This is a genomic window from Psychrobacter immobilis (assembly GCF_904846175.1).
In the GTDB taxonomy this organism is placed as follows: Bacteria; Pseudomonadota; Gammaproteobacteria; order Pseudomonadales; family Moraxellaceae; genus Psychrobacter; species Psychrobacter immobilis_E.
In genome coordinates, this window is sequence record NZ_CAJGZM010000001.1 from 107,340 (window position 1) to 126,763 (window position 19,424).

The 19,424-nt window shown below is 41.7% G+C and carries 14 protein-coding genes; 11 read left to right on the forward strand and 3 right to left on the reverse strand.

Annotation, left to right across the window (positions count from 1 at the left end; genetic code table 11):
* Positions 1–162: 162 nt before the first annotated feature.
* From pstB to JMW39_RS00470, 7 genes are all read left to right on the forward strand, one after another.
* Positions 163–942 carry a phosphate ABC transporter ATP-binding protein PstB gene (gene pstB / locus JMW39_RS00440; protein WP_201543480.1) on the forward strand — a complete coding sequence of 260 codons (780 nt, stop codon included), beginning with the start codon at positions 163–165 and terminating at the stop codon, positions 940–942.
* A gap of 128 nt (positions 943–1,070) precedes the next feature.
* Positions 1,071–1,811 (forward strand): phosphate signaling complex protein PhoU, encoded by a 741-nt coding sequence (phoU, locus tag JMW39_RS00445; protein ID WP_201543481.1) that lies wholly within the window; start codon positions 1,071–1,073, stop codon positions 1,809–1,811.
* Between the two features lie 209 nt (positions 1,812–2,020).
* Complete coding sequence (locus JMW39_RS00450) at positions 2,021–2,722, forward strand: hypothetical protein (protein ID WP_201542973.1); 702 nt, start codon at positions 2,021–2,023, stop codon at positions 2,720–2,722.
* 517 nt (positions 2,723–3,239) lie between these two features.
* Positions 3,240–3,956 (forward strand): YoaK family protein, encoded by a 717-nt coding sequence (locus JMW39_RS00455; protein WP_201543482.1) that lies wholly within the window; start codon positions 3,240–3,242, stop codon positions 3,954–3,956.
* A 344-nt stretch (positions 3,957–4,300) separates the two neighbouring features.
* The gene (locus JMW39_RS00460) at positions 4,301–5,002 is read left to right on the forward strand and encodes a hydrolase (protein WP_201542974.1); all 702 of its coding nucleotides are present in this window, start codon (positions 4,301–4,303) and stop codon (positions 5,000–5,002) included.
* 176 nt (positions 5,003–5,178) lie between these two features.
* Positions 5,179–5,457, forward strand: a complete 279-nt coding sequence (locus JMW39_RS00465) for a DUF1427 family protein (protein ID WP_201542975.1) — start codon at positions 5,179–5,181, stop codon at positions 5,455–5,457.
* 160 nt (positions 5,458–5,617) lie between these two features.
* On the forward strand, positions 5,618–7,504 hold the full coding sequence (locus tag JMW39_RS00470; RefSeq protein ID WP_201542976.1) for an amidohydrolase: 1,887 nt from the start codon (positions 5,618–5,620) through the stop codon (positions 7,502–7,504).
* A 197-nt stretch (positions 7,505–7,701) separates the two neighbouring features.
* On the opposite strand, the gene JMW39_RS00475 is transcribed toward JMW39_RS00470, so the two are convergent.
* Positions 7,702–8,034 (reverse strand): hypothetical protein, encoded by a 333-nt coding sequence (locus JMW39_RS00475; protein ID WP_201542977.1) that lies wholly within the window; start codon positions 8,032–8,034, stop codon positions 7,702–7,704.
* A 603-nt stretch (positions 8,035–8,637) separates the two neighbouring features.
* Here JMW39_RS00475 and nirK point away from each other — a divergent pair.
* The 3 genes from nirK to JMW39_RS00490 all read left to right on the forward strand — a co-directional run bounded on the left by nirK (position 8,638) and on the right by JMW39_RS00490 (position 12,228).
* Positions 8,638–10,164, forward strand: coding sequence for a copper-containing nitrite reductase (gene nirK, locus JMW39_RS00480; RefSeq protein ID WP_265088423.1), 1,527 nt, complete (start codon positions 8,638–8,640; stop codon positions 10,162–10,164).
* A 270-nt stretch (positions 10,165–10,434) separates the two neighbouring features.
* A complete protein-coding gene (locus JMW39_RS00485; RefSeq protein WP_201542978.1) occupies positions 10,435–11,337 on the forward strand; it encodes a formylglycine-generating enzyme family protein in 903 nt (300 codons plus the stop codon).
* Between the two features lie 84 nt (positions 11,338–11,421).
* Positions 11,422–12,228 carry an SCO family protein gene (locus tag JMW39_RS00490; RefSeq protein ID WP_201542979.1) on the forward strand — a complete coding sequence of 269 codons (807 nt, stop codon included), beginning with the start codon at positions 11,422–11,424 and terminating at the stop codon, positions 12,226–12,228.
* A 194-nt stretch (positions 12,229–12,422) separates the two neighbouring features.
* Here the strand turns inward: JMW39_RS00490 and JMW39_RS00495 are convergent, their stop codons facing one another.
* Positions 12,423–13,970 carry an acetyl-CoA hydrolase/transferase family protein gene (locus JMW39_RS00495; RefSeq protein ID WP_149490080.1) on the reverse strand — a complete coding sequence of 516 codons (1,548 nt, stop codon included), beginning with the start codon at positions 13,968–13,970 and terminating at the stop codon, positions 12,423–12,425.
* A gap of 916 nt (positions 13,971–14,886) precedes the next feature.
* Between JMW39_RS00495 and JMW39_RS00500 the strand changes: the two genes are divergently transcribed.
* On the forward strand, positions 14,887–15,750 hold the full coding sequence (locus tag JMW39_RS00500; protein WP_201542980.1) for a universal stress protein: 864 nt from the start codon (positions 14,887–14,889) through the stop codon (positions 15,748–15,750).
* A gap of 185 nt (positions 15,751–15,935) precedes the next feature.
* On the opposite strand, the gene JMW39_RS00505 is transcribed toward JMW39_RS00500, so the two are convergent.
* The gene (locus tag JMW39_RS00505) at positions 15,936–19,148 is read right to left on the reverse strand and encodes a YadA-like family protein (protein ID WP_201542981.1); all 3,213 of its coding nucleotides are present in this window, start codon (positions 19,146–19,148) and stop codon (positions 15,936–15,938) included.
* Positions 19,149–19,424 lie beyond the last annotated feature (276 nt).

The following is a 19,424-nucleotide window of genomic DNA, read 5'->3' on the forward strand; positions in this document are numbered from 1 at the left end:
AAAACTTTAAAACAGATGGATACCATTATGACTGATTTATTAGAGAGAAAAGCGACTAAGCCGATGACAGATACCAGCAGCAAACGCCGTTTACTGGATGACGCTATGTTTAACAATGGTCAGCATAAACAGCCAGATATCGCCCATCTTATCAAGCAAACCATGGCGGACATGCCAGACAACATGCCGCCTGCCAAGATTACCATTCGCGATTTGGACTTTTATTATGGTGATTTTCAAGCATTAAAAAATATCAATATCGACATTCCAGAGAAAAGAGTAACGGCTTTTATTGGTCCTTCAGGCTGTGGAAAATCAACACTACTACGTACTTTTAACCGTATGTATGACTTATATCCGAGTATGCATGCTGAAGGTCAAATCACCCTTGATGGCCAAAATATCCTAGCAAAAGACATGGATGTTAATTTGCTGCGTGCACGCGTCGGTATGGTTTTTCAAAAGCCCACACCCTTCCCGATGTCCATTTATGACAACGTGGCATTTGGCGTGCGTCTCTATGAAAAACTCAGCAAAGCGGAGTTAGATGAGCGTGTCGAATGGGCATTGAAAAAGGCGGCGTTATGGCTAGAAGTCAAAGACAAACTAAAAGCCTCAGGATTGTCACTATCTGGCGGTCAACAGCAGCGACTTTGTATCGCCCGCGGGGTAGCAACGAAACCTGAAGTATTGCTATTAGATGAGCCAACATCAGCGCTTGATCCCATCTCTACCGGCGCAATTGAGGATTTGATTACTGATTTAAAAAACGACTATACGATTGCTATCGTGACCCACAACATGCAGCAGGCTGCACGTGTCTCCGACTATACCGCTTATATGTATTTGGGAGATATGGTAGAAATGGGTGAAACAGATCAAATATTCACCAATCCCGCCCAAAAAGCGACGGAAGATTATATTACTGGTCGTTATGGCTAAATTGCTGTTTATTTAGAAGCGTTATTTAATGATGATATTTAAAGCAATCATTTCTAGCAGTCATTTATCACGCTACTCATTTTGACAATATTTTTATGAGCAACATCAATACGATTAAGGAAGTAAGCATGGCGATAATGGCAAAGCATTTATCAAAGAGTTTTGATAATGACTTACATGACGTGATTGAGCTGTTTATACAAATGGGTCACCTAGCAGCAGAGCAAGTCATGGTTGCAACACGCGCCTTGATAGCTGCAGATGAAGCAACTGCAAAAAAAGTGATTGCAGACGACCATCTAATCAATCAGCTAGAGATTAAAATCGATGAACAAATCATTTTATTAGTCACCAAGCGCCAACCAGCCGCCAATGATTTGCGCTTGGTCATGGCCATTAGTAAAGGTATTGTTGACTTTGAACGTGTGGGTGATGAAGCAGAAAAAATCGCCCGTATGGCCTGTAAATTGATTGAAGATGGCGCCTCTCCAAGAGGCTATTCAGAGGTTCAGCATTTATCCAATCAGGTGCGCTTGATGCTGCTCGATGCCATTGACGCCTTTTCGCATATGAATCCTCAGCAAGCGTTTTCGGTATTGCAAAGTGATACAGCGGTTAATGAAGAGTACCAATCTGCCACTCGAGCCTTGATGACCTATATTATGGAAGACAGCCGCCATGTGTCTAAAGTGATTAACATACTTTGGGTGTTACGCGCCCTAGAACGGGTGGGCGATCACGCTAAAAACATTGCTGAGCTGGTTATTTTTTGCACCAGCGGCAAAGATGTGCGGCATACAGATTTTATGCAAGTCGAACAAATCGTCCAGCAAACAACTGATGCTAGTATGAGCAATCATAGCAAATAGCTTTCTTACGCCTTTTAGATGACTTTGGCTAGCAGTTTTTATCGCTCATTTATTCAATAAATTTCTATAAAATAATCAGTTGTTATAATGATGTAAGGATGGCAGGCGCAAGGATACACAGCAGATGTCATCACTTATAAATTCGATTATAGTAGATAGGTCTATAGCTTATTAATAAACTGAATTTAAATAAATCGAGGGAATAAACCATGAAAAGATTAGGATTAATTGTCGCTGTATCGGTAGGCTTAAGCGCTTGTGCAGGCGGTATGAACGATGGCACCATGCCGGGCAATTCAAACAACATTGTCACTCAATATCCCGTTGAAGCAGCCATGCTCAATATCTATACCAAAGCTCGTAGCCAGAGCTTAGTGGCGAACGTCGGCAATCAAACAGCCTCTGCAGATATCAAAGTGACACCCAAAGGCAGCATGGTATTTAATAATAAACAAGTACAAGGCGCTGAAGTAAATACCATCAATAAAGTCAACAATCAAGTCACTGATCAATCAGTCGCCATTAACTACTTTACTCTTAATCCATTGGTATTCCATGGCTTTACTGATAGCTCAGGTAAATATTCACTATCGAATCAAACCACAACCATTCCCAAAATGGCAACGGTTGGTGCCTCTAGCAAACTGATTAAAGAGGACGTCTATGCTGATAGAAGTATGCGTCAAAAAATAGGCACTTATAATCAAGATTGGTCTTTGACCAGAGACAGTAATAATACCGCGTGGTTTTGTATAGAGACTTCAGCTAACTTACTACTCAGTAACGATCCTAATGGCAGCTCGTCAGAATGCTATAAAATCAATGCGCGCGGCGATATTTTAGACAGCAAAGTAACGATTAGTCAGCCATCTACTAATGGCTCTAAGACCATCACCTTTACCAGTCGCTAAATATCTCGCACTTAAAAGCTATCTCGAATAATTATCATTCGAATATAAGCATAAACATACATATAAACACAATCATCCTTAAAAACCGGTCTGCTAACAGATCGGTTTTTTTAATGGCGAAATCAATACTATTACACCGTAAAACCCTACCTTCTCTCGCCTAGTCTGGCTTATTTGATATCTATACAACTTTATTCTATGAAGTTTTGCCAAAAGTTCTTTAATACCTTTTTACTTACTTTCATCTAGCCTATTTTATGATTGTTATCTAAATCAGAACTTATATTTGCGATAACGGTTATTTATCTCATTAAGCTGACCCTTTACTATGTATATAACTTATGGTCCTGCTACTAAAGACCCAACCTATTAAGTAGCGACGCATTGGCTCACTTGATAGCCATATTGCTGAGCATCTGACAGATAAGTTAAGACCATCAAAGTTGATAGAAATCCGTCAGTAAATAGAGCAACTTTATAGGAGAACGGCATGGCTAATCCAGAGGCAAACGATAGCATGAAAGACAAAGACTCAGCGGCGAAGCTCACATTTTGGCAGCGCTATCAGATTCCAGTCATGTTGACCACCGTGGGCGGCGCGATTGATACCATTGGTTTTATCGGCCTACTCGGCTTCTTTACCAACCACGTCACAGGTAACTTAGTGATGGCTGGTGGTGGTTTGGTCAAAGGCGGCGATGGTTTATGGGTCAAACTCGGCGCATTGCCAGTGTTTTTGATTACCGTGATTATCACCAAACGTATGATCAATATAACCAGTGCCAATAAGCCCATTTTAAGTAACTTACTGTTCGCTGAGGTGGTATTTTTATTGGCTTTCTTAGCCTCTGCTGTTTACTTTGGACCTTTTGAGCAGGCAGGTACATTAGAGGTTGCCTTTACCGGTTTCTTAGGTTTGACCGCCTTTGCGATTCGTAATACCGCTGGCAAAAGTGTGATGGGTAAAATGAAACCAACGCTTTTGATGACGGGTAATACCACGCAGCTAGGTATTGATTTATCAGATTATGTCTTCGACCGTAACAATTGCAATATGGACAGCCTCAGACACAGCTTTACCTTGGTAGCCAGCTTTACGATAGGCGCATTTATTGGCGCCGTGCTATATATCTACATTGGTTTATGGGCGATTGCACCCTTTATCCTGCCAGTGCTATATGCAGCGATAAAAATGCGTGATAAGCAGGCATTAAAAGAAGCGACTGGTACTTAAGACATATCCTTACTGTACTCTTCACTTATTAAAGAGCACGCGGGAGCCTATGGCGTCGGAGTACAGTACTACTATAATCTACCGAAAGAAATCGTTAAAATCGTCTAAAATCTTGATAATTTTATCGCCCAAATAATATAAACGCCATGCTGGTTAGTATGGCGTTTTTTTATGGCTTCTGTTTATTTTTATTTTTATTTTTATAATGAACTGTTCTTTAAATGAGAAATTACATTTGTAAATAATGCTATTTATCCGTTTGCCATCAACAGCTAATATACCTTTATTGATAATTATCAATGATTAATTGCAGTTAACTTCAGCCCATTAAAAGGAATGTCGAGATGTCTAAGAATCTTCTAGAGTTGTTGAACCCACAAAACAGCCAAATCATCTTTATTGATCAACAGCCACAGATGGCATTTGGCGTACAGTCAATCGATCGTCAAAGCTTAAAAAATAACGTCGTTGGCTTAGCAAAAGCGGCTAAAACTTTCAATATTCCGGCGACTATCACGGCAGTTGAAACAGCCAGCTTTTCTGGTAATACCTTCCCTGAACTGTTAAGTGTTTTTCCTGAAAATGAAACCCTTGAACGTTCTTCAATGAACTCTTGGGATGATCAAAACGTCCGTGATGCCTTGGCAAAACATGCTGCTAATGGTCGTAAAAAAATCGTGGTATCTGGCCTATGGACTGAAGTCTGCAATTTATCTTTCGCATTATCATGCATGCAAGACACTGATTATGAAATCTATATGGTGGCGGATGCGTCTGGCGGTACTTCTGTTGAAGCCCACCAATATGCGATGGAGCGTATGATGCAAGCAGGCGTGATTCCAGTGACTTGGCAACAAGTGCTATTAGAGTGGCAACGTGATTGGGCCAATAAAGCCACTTATGATGCGGTGATGGACATCGTCAGAGAGCATTCTGGTGCTTATGGTATGGGTGTCGATTATGCATATACGATGGTACATAAAGCCCCTGCCCGCGCTCAGTCTATCGGTAGTATCGGTCCGAACCCTGCGCTGCTAAAAAAATAATATAGGTTTTAAAAACTAATAGCAACTCAGCTTGGTTAAGATTTAATTTTGTCCAAAGCTTTAGTAAAGCCTTCACTTAACTATGTTTGAACTTAACTAAGTCTTAACCAAGCAAAAATTAAAACCGATTAAGCCGATATCAGAGGCTATAACCCTTCATTAGAAACGTTAAGCATATGAAAATTTATATTATCTCATTGGTTGTCGGTATTCTTGCAGGCCTACTTTATGGGGTGCTACAGGTACGCTCACCTGCGCCACCTGTCGCTGCATTGATTGGATTATTAGGAATGTTAATAGGCGAACAAATGATACCGTTTGGCAAGCAGCTGGTCGCTGACAACTCTTTTAGCGCTGAGAAGATAGCAATGCCAATTGACACACCTGCCACTCAACACCCTAAAATCGTATCAATTGCAAAAGACATAGAAAACGATGAATCGCTTTTAAAATGACAAGACGCTGAGAAGTGGCTTTGTGGAAAACAAGACGTTAAGTAATAGCACGTTGAGCAATAGGACTTTAAAGATAGCGCCAATTTCTTGCTTGCTGATACTGGCAAAAAAGACCAACTGCTGTGATAAGGAATTCTCTTACCTTTACTAGGATAATATTATGACAAGCCCTGACATTATTTATTATAACGGCAAAATGACGACGTTGGATCGCGCCAAACCTTCTGCTAGTGCGGTGGCGATTAAAGATGATCGCTTTATTGCCGTTGGTAACGACAAAGACATCAGAGAACTGGCTGGTGCCAATACCAAGGTCATTAACCTCAATGGTCGTAGCGTGATACCGGGTCTATTCGACAACCATACGCACGTGATTCGTGGTGGTCTCAACTATAATATGGAGCTGCGCTGGGATGGGGTACGCTCATTAGCAGACGCCATGTCTATGCTAAAGGCACAAGTGGATAAAACACCTTCGCCGCAGTGGGTACGTATCGTTGGCGGTTTTACCGAAAATCAATTTGTCGAAAAGCGCTTACCAACGTTAGACGAAATTAACGCTATTTCACCAGATACGCCCGTTTTCATTCTACATTTATATGATCGCGCCCTACTTAATGCCGCAGCGCTGCGTACCGTTGGTTATACCAAAGACACGCCAGAACCGCCAGGTGGTCAGATTCAACGTGATGCCAATGGCAATCCGACTGGTTTGCTGCTCGCGCAGCCGAATGCTACTATCTTGTACGCCACCCTAGCCAAAGGTCCAAAGCTGCCCTTTGACTACCAAGTGAACTCTACGCGTCATTTCATGCGTGAGCTCAACCGCTTAGGGGTTACAGGCATTATTGACGCTGGCGGTGGTTCACAGAATTTCCCTGACGACTATGAAGTCGTACAAAAACTGAATGACGACAATCTGCTGACCGTACGCATGGCGTATAACTTATTCACCCAAAAGCCAAAAGAAGAAAAAGAAGACTTCTTAAATTGGACGCAAACCACTAATTACAAGCAAGGCGATGATTATTTCCGTCACAATGGCGCGGGTGAAATGTTGGTATTTTCAGCAGCAGATTTTGAAGATTTCCGCCAACCACGTCCAGAGATGCCGCCAGAAATGGAAGGCGACCTTGAAGAAGTGGTACGAATTTTGGCACAGAATAAATGGCCATGGCGCATGCATGCCACTTATGATGAAACTATTGAGCGCTCGTTAAATGTGTTCGAAAAGGTGCATCAAGATATTCCTATTGATGGTTTAAACTGGTTCTTTGACCATGCCGAAACCATCTCACAGCGCAATATCGACCGTATCGCTGAGCTTGGTGGCGGGATTGCTGTCCAGCACCGTATGGCCTATCAAGGTGAATATTTCGCCGAGCGCTATGGCACAGCGGCAGCGGCCAATACCCCACCTGTTAAGCAAATGTTAGATAGCGGTGTCAATGTCTCTGCCGGTACCGATGCCACACGCGTCGCCTCTTATAACCCTTGGGTATCGTTAGCATGGTTAATTACTGGCAAGACTGTTGGCGGTATGAAGCTTTATGAGCAAGACAATCTCGTTGATCGCGAGACGGCACTAAGGATGTGGACCGAAAAGGTCGCTTGGTTTTCTAACCAAGAAGGCGAACGTGGTCGCATCGAAGTCGGACATTTGGCGGATTTTATCGTCCCAAGTAAAGATTTCTTTAGCGTAGCAGAAAACGAGATTGCTTACTTAACCTCAAATATGACGGTTGTTGGTGGCAAGATTGTCTATGCCGATGGTGAGTTCTCAGGTTATGACACCCCACTACCACCGGCGATGCCGGATTGGTCGCCAGTCAATCAATATGGTGGTTACGGTGCATGGGGCGAGCCTGAAGGCGCTGGTAGAAACTCCCTAGCGCCACTTATGAATCAAGCAGCAATGTCTTGCGGCTGTGCCAGTGCTTGTACGCTGCATGGTCACAACCATGCCAAAGCGTGGACTTCGAAAGCACCGGTATCTAACTTTAAAGACTTTTTCGGCGCTTTTGGTTGTTCTTGCTGGGCAGTCTAAGTTCAGTCAAATGCAGTCCAGACATGAGTGTCTGCTATATAAATAAAAAGCCCACTGATTTTGTCAGTGGGCTTTTTATTTTACTTAGTTTTTTATTTTCTTTAACTGTTATCTTTAAAGCCTATGATTGAATAATATCGCTATAACATCCAATAATACCCAACATTTCGAGTTCAGATTAATAGCTATTCAATTGTTTACTGCACACCATCTGCAGGTGTTTGGTCTAAATTTGAATTATTTTCATTGACAGTGACGGTATCATCGGCTTTTTGCTCACCGTCATTATCCGACGCTGCCATGCCATCTGCAGTCATGCCCGTTTCGACAACTTCTGTGCCTTCATTAATATCATTGCCTACTTCGCTCTCCTCAACAACCGCAACTTCATCTGTCACTTCGGTCGAATCTGCCACCACATCTTCTCTTTCATTGCTACAAGCCGTGACGCCGAGAATACCGGCGAACAACGTTACCCATAATACCTGTCGCGCTTTGGTTAATCCTACATTTGCGGGTATTTTGTTCATCTTAATCTCCTTGATAGCTATCTAAACATTAAATGCTTAATGAGGTTTTTTGCTAAAAACCATTATGAAATATGAATAGTCTAAAATAAGCACAATTAAGACGACCTTATGATATAAATCTGATAGTAAATAGGAGCTTCTTGTTTGTTTTTATTAACTGTTTATTAAAATAAACCAAACATTATAGGTTGGATTTAATACGAATAAAAAGAATTAGAAATGTTTAGACTACTTTAATTGCTTACTTTTATAGCAATAATTTTGCTAAATTGCATTCGTTGAGAATTCTCAAAGCTTATAACACTTAAGTCAATACCTTCTAGTACACCAAATCGCAAAAATACCTAGCTAAATCTATAACTCACCAGTATAAAAAGCGTGAATAAATCTTACAGAAATAATTCGCATATTTTTAAACATTCATTTAAAATACATTTTATGGAAGCCAGTTTAAAAGCTCAATATATTTATAATTTTATTGTTTAATCTTATTATTTTAATAGTATTTTTTACTTTTCTTCACAATTAACATTAGGATGACGGAAGCGATAAAAATCGAGCTTTGTTAAATGAGCCACTTATTTTCAATTTTTGGAGAGCCTTATGCACCTTTTTAATTCAACATCTTTTCATCAGCAATCACTTAGCTACTCTAAACTTGCTCTAGCATGTCTACTCGCTCTTGGCACAGTAGGGATGGTCGGTTGTGATAAATCAACCCCTGATGAAGCCAGCGCAACCAAAGCAGAAACCACTCAAGCGACCAAAGATAGCAAGGCGCCAAATACTAAAAATGGTGAGTTACCAGTGATTGACGCCATCATCACCCATGCGCCTGACGTACCTCCACCCATCGATCGTGACTATGCGGCAAAAGTCATCGTAAAAATGGAAACTGTGGAAAAAACCATGCGCTTAGCAGATGGCGTTGAGTATAATTTCTGGACATTTGGCGGTCAGGTGCCAGGACAATTTATTCGCGTACGTCAAGGTGATGAAATTGAGTTTCATTTGTCAAACCATCCTGATTCAAAAATGCCGCACAATATTGACTTACACGCCGTGACAGGTCCAGGGGGCGGTGCCGCCTCTTCCTTTACTTCTCCTGGTTATACCTCAGAGTTTAACTTTAAAGCGTTAAAACCGGGCTTATACGTTTATCACTGTGCGGTAGCGCCCGTTGGTATGCACATCGCAAACGGTATGTATGGTCTGATTTTGGTTGAGCCAGAAGAAGGTTTACCAAAAGTTGATCGCGAATTCTATGTGATGCAAGGCGATTTCTACACCAAAGGCAACTACGGTGATAAAGGGCTACAACCTTTTGATATGGAAAAAGCGGTAAAAGAACAAGCTGACTACGTGTTATTTAACGGTTCAGTAGGTGCGCTAACAGGTGAAAACTCGCTTAAAGCGAAAGTTGGTGAAACGATTCGTCTGTTTGTTGGTAACGGTGGTCCTAACTTGGTTTCATCATTCCACGTCATCGGTGAGATTTTTGATAAAGTAAATATGGAAGGCGGTAGCGCTGAAAACCATAATGTTCAAACCACGCTTATTCCAGCAGGTGGCGCGGCTATTACCCAGTTCAAAGTAGATGTCCCAGGCGAGCTTGTGATCGTCGACCACTCTATTTTCCGAGCATTTAACAAAGGGGCACTTGGTATCATCGATGTTCAAGGTCCTGAAAATGCAAAAATTTACTCTGGAAAAGTACGTGAAGAGGTCTATTTACCTGAAGGCTCAGCGGCGCAAAGCCTCGGCAAAACCAATGCACCAGCTCCCGTAGTGACCGCTGCCAACAAGCAAGAAAGAATTAAAATGGGTGAATCTGTTTATGCCAGTAACTGTGCGGCGTGTCACCAATTAAATGGTGTTGGTATACCAAAAGCCTTCCCACCATTGGCCAAATCAGACTATCTCAACCAAGACCCCAAACGTGCCATCAATGCTATTTTGCATGGCTTAACTGGCAAAATTACGGTTAACGGTGAAGAGTATAACAGTGTGATGCCAGCGGTCGCCTTAGATGATGAAAAAGTCGCTAACGTCGTCACTTATATCATCAATAGTTGGGGTAATAAAGGTGGTGAAGTCACGCCAGCAGATGTCAAAGCCGCTCGTAAATAATAGGATTTAGACAGATACTATTAACTGTTCGGTGAAAAGGTTTTTATCGACCAGTCACTATTGAAAAGCCATTCTAATTAAATAACCAAATATTCTATCGTTACGTCAAAACGGTGTCTCACTCAATCTGAGTTTGGCACCGTCACGATAAATAAAGCTTTAAAAATAGAAAATTTTTATAGTGGTTAATTCACTAAATGGCTAAATGATTAACAGCTTGATTGACTGCTATACGCCCCACCCTTTTTTGGGACTACTAGGAGATTAGTTATGTTATGGACTTACATCACTAACACTCGCAAAAGCAACACTCGCAGCATTAAAACTTATAAAAACAAGACTGTAAAAATTACCACCCAAAAGATTCTGAATACGACTGCTCGCCCGCTAGCACTGCTATTAGTGGTCAGTGCACTGACTCTAACAACCGACTTTGCGTTTATGAGCACGCAGGCGCAAGCAAAAGAGATAACCATTCAGCCGGGCACTTATCGTCCGTTATATTTGAGTAAAAATTCACCGTTAGTGGCAGTTGATAAATTTAAAATTGATGAGTTGCCAGTCACTAATATACAGTTTTATCAGTTTTTAAAAGAAAACCCAAAATTTCGCCAACGAGCAATTGCGCCAATTTTTGCCGATGCCGGTTATTTAAAGCACTGGCTAAATACCAAAGATATCTCTGTCCCTAAAAAGGCGGATTTTCGAAAGCCTGTGGTCAATGTGTCATGGTATGCCGCCAATCAGTATTGCCGCGCTCAAAACAAGCGCTTGCCAACCGTTGAACAGTGGGAATATGTCGCACAGGCTTCTACCACCAATAAAAATGGTAGCTTAGAGGCCGGCTACAACCAGCGCATCCTTGATTGGTATGGCAAATCTTCTGGTAGCAAAGACCAACTTGCTGATGTCGGACAAAGCCCTGCCAACTATTGGGGCGTCAAAGACATGCATGGTTTGATTTGGGAATGGACAGAGAATTTTAACAATAGCTTAGTCACTGGCGAATCGCGTGCCGACAGCAACCTAAACCAACAGATGTTCTGCGGCTCGGGCGCAGCAGGTGCGGTCGATCCAAGCGATTATGCGGCCTTTATGCGTTATGGTTTTCGCTCAAGCTTAGAAGCCAAATACACGGTTAGCAGCCTTGGTTTTCGCTGTGCTAGTAATTAATTTGCTTCAACACAGCGCTCTACTTTAACCTAGCACCCTACTTTTTATTCTCAATTGAATTTAATAGCCTTTAAGGATTGTCTTATGAAAACAATAAAAACCATTCAAAATACAAGATTGCAAAATACAGCGACTCACTCATTATCTCATGTGTCTCATGTGTCTCATGTGTCTCATGTGTCTCATGCTATCAAACTAACTTTGACTGCTGGACTATGCGTTGGCTTACTCGCTTGTAGCAACCCTGACGCGCCTAACTCGGCGACGACACAAGACAGTCAACCTGATGCTACTTCTGAATCTAAAGTAGCGAAAGATAATGATAACGATATGAAGGACATGGACCATAAACAGATGAATCATGCCGATATGAATGCGCAAGAACCGGCAGAAGCATTGGGACAAGATTATTCTATCTATCAGGCAGGCGGCGACTGGACAGACCATCGTGGCAATACCTTTGAGCTTGATAATCTTAAGGGTAAAAATCAAGTAGTGGTGATGGCTTATACCAGCTGCCAGCACACCTGCCCTATCTTAGTGCAATCGATGAAACAGATTTATAAAGAGATGACGCCTGAAGCGCGTGCGCAAACGGAGTTTTTACTGGCGACATTAGACACTGAGCGCGATAGCGTCGAGGTGATGAAAAATTTTGCTGAGCATAATGATCTTGGCGATAACTGGCGCCTGATTCGTAGCGATGAAGCCAGTACCCGCATGCTTGCCAATACCTTAAATATCAAGTATCAATTTGCCGATAATGGCGATATCAACCACTCTAACCTGATTTCTGTCTTGGATAAAGAAGGCCGCTTAGTCGCCCAAGGCGTTGGTGTTGCAGACTCTGGCATTAAGCCGTTGATTGAGTATTTAAATAGCCACAGCTAAGCATTTAAAATCCATACCTCTCAAGTGAGGTTATCGAAAATATAAACTTAACTTTTATTTTACTTTTAAATTTCTCTTTAGATATTATAAAAGTATAAAAAAACACCGCTTATCTGAATAGACAAGCGGTGTTTTTAATGGTGTCATCAGCTAGCTATAACGCTGATTTTGGCGTTAAGCTTTTAATTAAGCGTTTAAACCGCCAAAGCCAAACCTTTTTTGACGCGCATATCGCCGGTTTCAACATAACGTTGATGCCAAGACAATGCTTCACTCAGGATATGAGGCGTTTGCATACCAGCAGTCTGTGCAGCGCGATCATAGTAATCTTGCAGCATAGGACGATAGTCTGGATGCGCACAGTTATCAATGATTTTTTGCGCGCGTTGACGCGGTGATAAACCACGCAAATCAGCCAAACCTTGCTCAGTGACGATTACCATCACATCATGTTCGGTATGGTCAACGTGTGACACCATCGGCGTGATGCATGAAATAGCGCCACCTTTGGCAACCGAAGGACTTACAAACATTGAGGTAAAGGCGTTACGAGCAAAGTCGCCAGAGCCGCCCAAACCATTCATCATGTTGGTGCCCATGACGTGGGTTGAGTTGACGTTGCCATAAAGGTCACACTCAATCATCGCATTGATGGCCAACACGCCGAGACGACGCGAGACTTCAGGATGGTTGGTGATTTCTTGTGGACGCAGGATAATGCGTTTGCGCAATTCTTCAATATTGGCGTTAAAACGATCTAATGCATCTGGGCTTAACGACATGGCGGTTGCAGAAGCTTGGGTCATTTTGCCTGACATAATCAAATCTAACATACCGTCTTGCAATACTTCGGTATAGCCGGTTAAATTCTCAAACGGACTGGCTTGCAATCCTGCCAATACCGCATTGGCAACGTTACCCACACCTGATTGGATAGGCAATAAGTTGGCTGGCATGCGACCTTTTTTCACTTCTTCATGGAAAAAGTCAATAATATAACCGGCAATTTTATTCGAGCATTCATCAGGATCAGCAAATTTGCTATTACGGTCTGGTGAATCTGTTAAGACCACGGCAACGACTTTATCCAAATCACAGGTCAGGTAAGGCGAGCCAACACGCTCACCCGGCGTGGTGATTGGAATTGGCTTACGATATGGCGGTACACCAATATCATCAAAGATATCATGCATGCCTTCTAATAACAGGCTTTGGCGGCTGTTTACTTCAAGAATAATCTTGTCAGCATTATGCAACCATGCATTATTGGTACCGATAGAGGTAGAAGGAATCAGGCGACCATCTGGCAAGATACCGGCCACTTCAACCACCGCCACATGCATGTCACCGTAGAAACCAAAGGTGCTTTGCTGAGCGACATGCGATAAGTGCATATCAAAATAATGGGTTTCGCCGGCGTTAATTTGCTTACGGAGGGCAGCTTCTGACTGATAAGGCGTGCGCATCTTGATACCATTGGCTTCAGCCAATACACCATCACATTCTGCGGCAGTTGACGCGCCGGTTAACAAACCGATTTTGAATTCTTCACCGCGTGCTTGAGCCGCTTTCATACGCTCTGCTAATGCAGCTGGGATGGCTTTTGGATAACCTGCTCCCGTAAAACCACTCATTCCAACATTCATGTCATGTGAGATAAATGTCGCTGCTTGCTCCGCAGACATGATTTTTTCACGTAAACCTTCATGACGGACGCGCTCTTCGTGATTAATTGCACTCATACCTTTTTTCCTAGTAACTTCCCTATTAAAACCAAATTTTCATAATAATGATAAATTTGATACCGAAATAGCAATAAAATACGATGTCATATATTAACAACTTTACAATAAAAGACAAGCCGATTGTTTTAGGTTTTGATATTGACTATTAAATTTTATTATAATAATTAACAATAGTTCATTATTATTGATAATATTTAATCTTCTTTTTTAATTTTTTCGTAATGCTAATTTAAATTTTATTCAAATACATATAACCAAAAAACTTTTATACTTGTCTAGTATTTAAAAAATTTCTTCTAAAGAAATTAAAAATGGTTATTGAGATAATTGTAACTTTAAGGAACTCTAGACTGTCTTAAGCAGTAACTTTGGGCTGAGTTATACTCTGTTCTTTGGTAATTTACATTATGATAGAAGCAAATTTTTACCTTTATAATTAGACATTTATTGAATAAAAGCCATTAGAAGCAATATAAATAGAAGATATTTCTTAAAGAAAGAATAGAAAATATGATAAATATAATTTTTAAATAGTAGGAATTCATATAACTATCATCTATCAATTAATAGATGAATTTTTGAGATAGAGTAGCTTATTGACTAGCAGACCTATTTGAAAGTTTGTAGAAAACGGAATTAGTATTCGGTCATACTCATGTTTTATAATTGCAATGCACTTCATTATTTATCATAACTTATTACTCATGATGACTTAAAGAATGAAATATTGTTCTATATTTAAAAAATGTATTTGTGGGAAAGTATTTAAAGCACAGTGCTTTAATGTTGAAATGACTGCATTTGAGGTAAGATAATAGCTAAAGACAAGTTATGAGAGATTTAGGTTTAAAAATATCTACAACATCAGGATAAAAGCGGCTTATCAGATGATAGGTGAAACTAAGGACATATTATGATAACGAAAGAGCACGTTTTGGCTTGTATAGATGGCTCAGCGGTGACTGGCTCAGTATGTGATTATGCGGCGTGGTATGCAAACAAGCTAGACATATCGGTGGCATTATTGTACGTCAGCGACGTAGCAGCTTCGGTCAGACGTGACTTATCTGGCGCCATTGGCATTAATAGTCGCCAGTCTTTACTCGATGAGTTATCCGAGTTGGATGAACAAAGAGCGCAAGTGGTGAACAGCTACAGCAATGCCTTGGTACAAGATGCAAAAAGCCATATTCAAAGTGGTTTTAAAGATATAAACGTTTGTATCTATCAACGCCGCGGTAAGCTGCTGCCAGCGATTGAACATTTTCAAGCAAAAAATCGTGCCATCGTCATGGGACGCCGCGGTGAAGATCATAAGAACAGCCGCATCAATATTGGTAGCCAAATCGAAACGGTTGCCCGTGCCTCAAACATACCGGTGTTAATTTGTTCCGAGAAATTTAAAGAGCCCAAATCCTATATGGTGGCGTTTGATGGCAGTAAAACCGCGATGAATGCCATCCAGATGCTAGCGAAAAGCAATCTTTTACAAGGGCTGCAAGGTCATATCGTGATGGTCGGTCATGATAATGAGACGTCTAAAAAAAGCCTTGCCAAGGCTGTTGCGCAATTAACAACAGCAGGATTTAACGTCCATGCCCATCAGCTCTCAGAACTTGATGCAGTTGATGGCTTACTCAGATTTCAGCTTGACAATAACATCGATATCATCGTGGTTGGGGCTTATGGACGCTCTAAACTCCAGCATTTATTTTTGGGTAGTACTACGACGGAGATTATTGCTAGCACCTTATCACCTGTTCTTTTGGTACGTTAAGTAGTTAAAAGCTGTTCTAGATAACGAGTTCAAACCATGTTTAATCTATTGTTTTAACGAAACCCATATATTTTATTCGTTATTTTCCATCCATAAAAAAGCAAGGCATCTAATGCCTCACTTTTTTTGCTTTACTTGATGATTCAATGACTATTTAGCTTGGTTTAAATTAACTACATAGCTAATTAGTCAAAGTGGAATCCTGCGCCGATTGCAGCACCTACGTTCCCTTGGGTGTCCGCTGTGCCATTTAACTTCATCACCCAGCGTCCATCATTAGACATTTTAGAGAAGCCAATAGCGACAGCACTCTCACCATTGAATGTCGCGATACCTCCGCCTATCATGGGTTTACCGCTGATGAATGCTTGTGGCAATGAAGACATAGCCATCGCTGCTGAAATACCTGCGTTAGCGTCATCTTCGACTTCGCCAATTTTGTAGCCAAGCTCATTAATACTGTTACCCAAACCTCTACTAACAGCGTCTAATTGCCCGAAGTTCACAGCATCTCTAGGCGCCATGCCATCCGCAACATTCGTCACCTTAGTGCCAGCTGCATTGATACCGGCAGCAGTCATACTAGGGGCAGTTTCACCATTACCTGCATATATACCGGTTTTAGTGATACTAGGACCACCTGCAATGACGACTCCGTTTGTGCTGACGGTTGTATCACCAGTCGTCACGCTATCGACATTGATGTTGCCATTTAAGTCAAACTTGATGCTACTGCCTTCAGCGGTGGTCTTAATGTTATTACCGCCTTTGAAGCTGAGTACGCTGCCATCACCGATTGGTTTATTAATGACGGCACCGCTATCGGCTCCAAAGTTGAGACCAGCATCGATTTTGTCTTTGTTGGCTTTGATATTGGTGGTATTGGTACTGATATTCGCAGTATTCGTTACGATATCAGCCGCGTTTTTGGTGATGTTGGTAGTGTTGGTTGCGATACTACCACTAAGATCATTAGCTATTACATAAAGCTGACCACCATTAACAGCATCTTTACTATCTTTTGTAATATCTCCATCCATAAGATTGGTAATCTTAGTGTTATTAGCATTAATACCAGCTACGGTGACACTAGGTCCACCTACAATCGTTAAACCATTGTTATTGAAGGTGTTAGCGCCTGCTTTTATACTATCTACACTAAGATTGGGATTCAGGTCAAAACTAACATCATTACTATCAGTAGTTTTAGAGAGAACAATATTGCCATCAGTGTTATTTAGATCAACGCTATCGCCACCTACTACTTTGCTAGCGTTAGCACCTTGGGCACTGATTCCCCAGCCTTTACCTAATGCAAAAGTTGTAGCCTCTAACTGTCCAACAGTAGCAGCGTCAGTAAAATCAATACCTGCCGCTACGTTTGTAATTCTATTGAAACCGTTGTCAATACCTTTATTTGAAATAATAACATCGCCAAAGGTTGCACTATCAAGACTAGTTAAGTCTTTAGCAAGTTTGATTGTTAAAGTACTGTTTGTATCATTAGCCACTACGCCAATGTTGTTACCAGAAGCGAGATTATCCAAGTCAGTTTCGCCGCCTTGAATGGTAAGCTTCTGACCAAGTTTACGATTAACAGTCGTCATGCTATTGTCACCAGTAAAATCAAGACCTAAAGCAATATCAGCACTGTTTTTATCTACTGCTATGTTTGTCGCATATAACTGGCTACCGTTAATCGCATCAGTGCTGCTCTCATTAACCGCACCACTACTAACATGCTTTATCTGACGCTCATGTCCTTCCGAGCCAACAGATACTTGAGCACCAACTCCCTGCGCCGCTCCAGCGATATCGTACTCTACGCCACCAACGGTCATTTTCTCTTCTTTGGTTGCATCGGTGATTGTGGTTGAGCCTGCACCTAGTGCCACTGAGCCCTTTTTACTTGCTGAAGAGCCCATACCAAAGGCAGAAGATGCATCACCTGATGAGCTTGAACGCACACCCACAGCTGTGGAGAGGTCTCCTTCGGACTGTGCTTTGACACCAATGGCGACAGATGCTGCACCAACTGATTCAGTATGTCCAGTATATGGAGTAGCTGAATTTTCTATAAGATCACCACCTGTATAATACTTAAACGTATCATTTACTCCAGCAGTTTTTGAGGCATCATCTAAATCATCACCACCGATGGCGATGGAAGAGTGGCCGCTTGATTCAACGTTTGCACCAATGGCGATAGATTGCTCTCCACTTGCTGTGGTGTTCTGACCACTCTCTCCGCTACCAATTGCTATTGCTTGTCCACCAGTCGCTGATGCATTGCCACCCATAGCCATGGCGTTTGGTTTGGTTGCACCCAAGTTATCAGCATTGCCAACCGCACTTGAATTCACACTATAGTACTTGGTTTTATTAGCGACGACTGTGTTAGATAAGCCTCTTAGTTGCGCCACATTCACCGCATCACTGTCTTTGGTACCAGCGGCTAGATTGACGATCTGACGATTGCCGTCTTTAGCATTGCCAAGAGAGACAGCACCAAGGCTTGTGCTGTTAGTCGCTGTGATAGCAGCTTTGTCTGCGACACTAGCATTTGTTGGCGCAAAGCCTAGTGCACCACCTGTAACGTTAGCCACTGATCTTGAACCTAGAGCTACACCATCATCTATGATGGACTGAGCACCAGCACCTAATGCGAGTGAACCTTTTGCTACTGCGGATGAGCCCACACCAAACGCTGACGAGGCAGTACCGGCTGCACTTGAATGTATGCCAATCGCTGTTGCTAGGTTACCAGCAGACCGAGATTTAGCACCCATTGCTATGGAGGCTGCTCCACCTGCTTCAGTGTATCCTCCATAATTGTCACTGGTGTTTAGTAAGTCTCGACCAGCATAGTCATTGAAGGCTGCGTTTACACCGCCACTATTGAATGCTCCAGTAGATAGTGTGCCGTCAATATTGGTTTTTGAGGCTGTATCTAGATCATCGCCACCAATGGCGATAGAGGATGCCCCTTTTGATACTGTGTTAGCACCAATGGCGATAGACTGCTCTCCATTAGCAGTGGTGTTCTGACCACTTGAACCGCCACCAATGGCTATGCCTTGACTACCTAAAACTGTGGCATTTTTACCTATAGCAATGCCATGAAGACCTCCTGTTGTAGCATTAATTCCGCATTTTATCTCTGTACTAGCGTCGCAAGGTACAGCAATCGCCTGCATACTAAATCCAGCCGTCACTAACCCCAACCAGATAGTGGTTATACGAAAAATACGGGTAGATGAAAGAGTGCATGTGGTATTGATAGTAGCGTTTGAGCTCACGCTAGATTTTGACGATTTACCACGCGCTTTAGCGTACTCAGAAACTGCCATAAAGCAGTTTAAAGACGCATTCCATATGACTTTATAATTCCGGTTCATGATGTATACTCCCTTACAGACTTATGTGATTTGAGAAATCAAAAGTAAAATCCATTTTTAGAGAGCTGATATGACAAAATAAAACGGGGTATAAATTCATAGGATAAAAGCCATACTTCAGGGAATGTTACCAGTAACAACACTTAACTAACAGTACGCCTTTTTTTGTAAAATCATTATTACTCTCTGTATATTATTATTAATGAATATACAGAGAGTAACAATACCATTCGTCGGAGATTTATTACCGTTCATCATATATATGTTAAATATTGA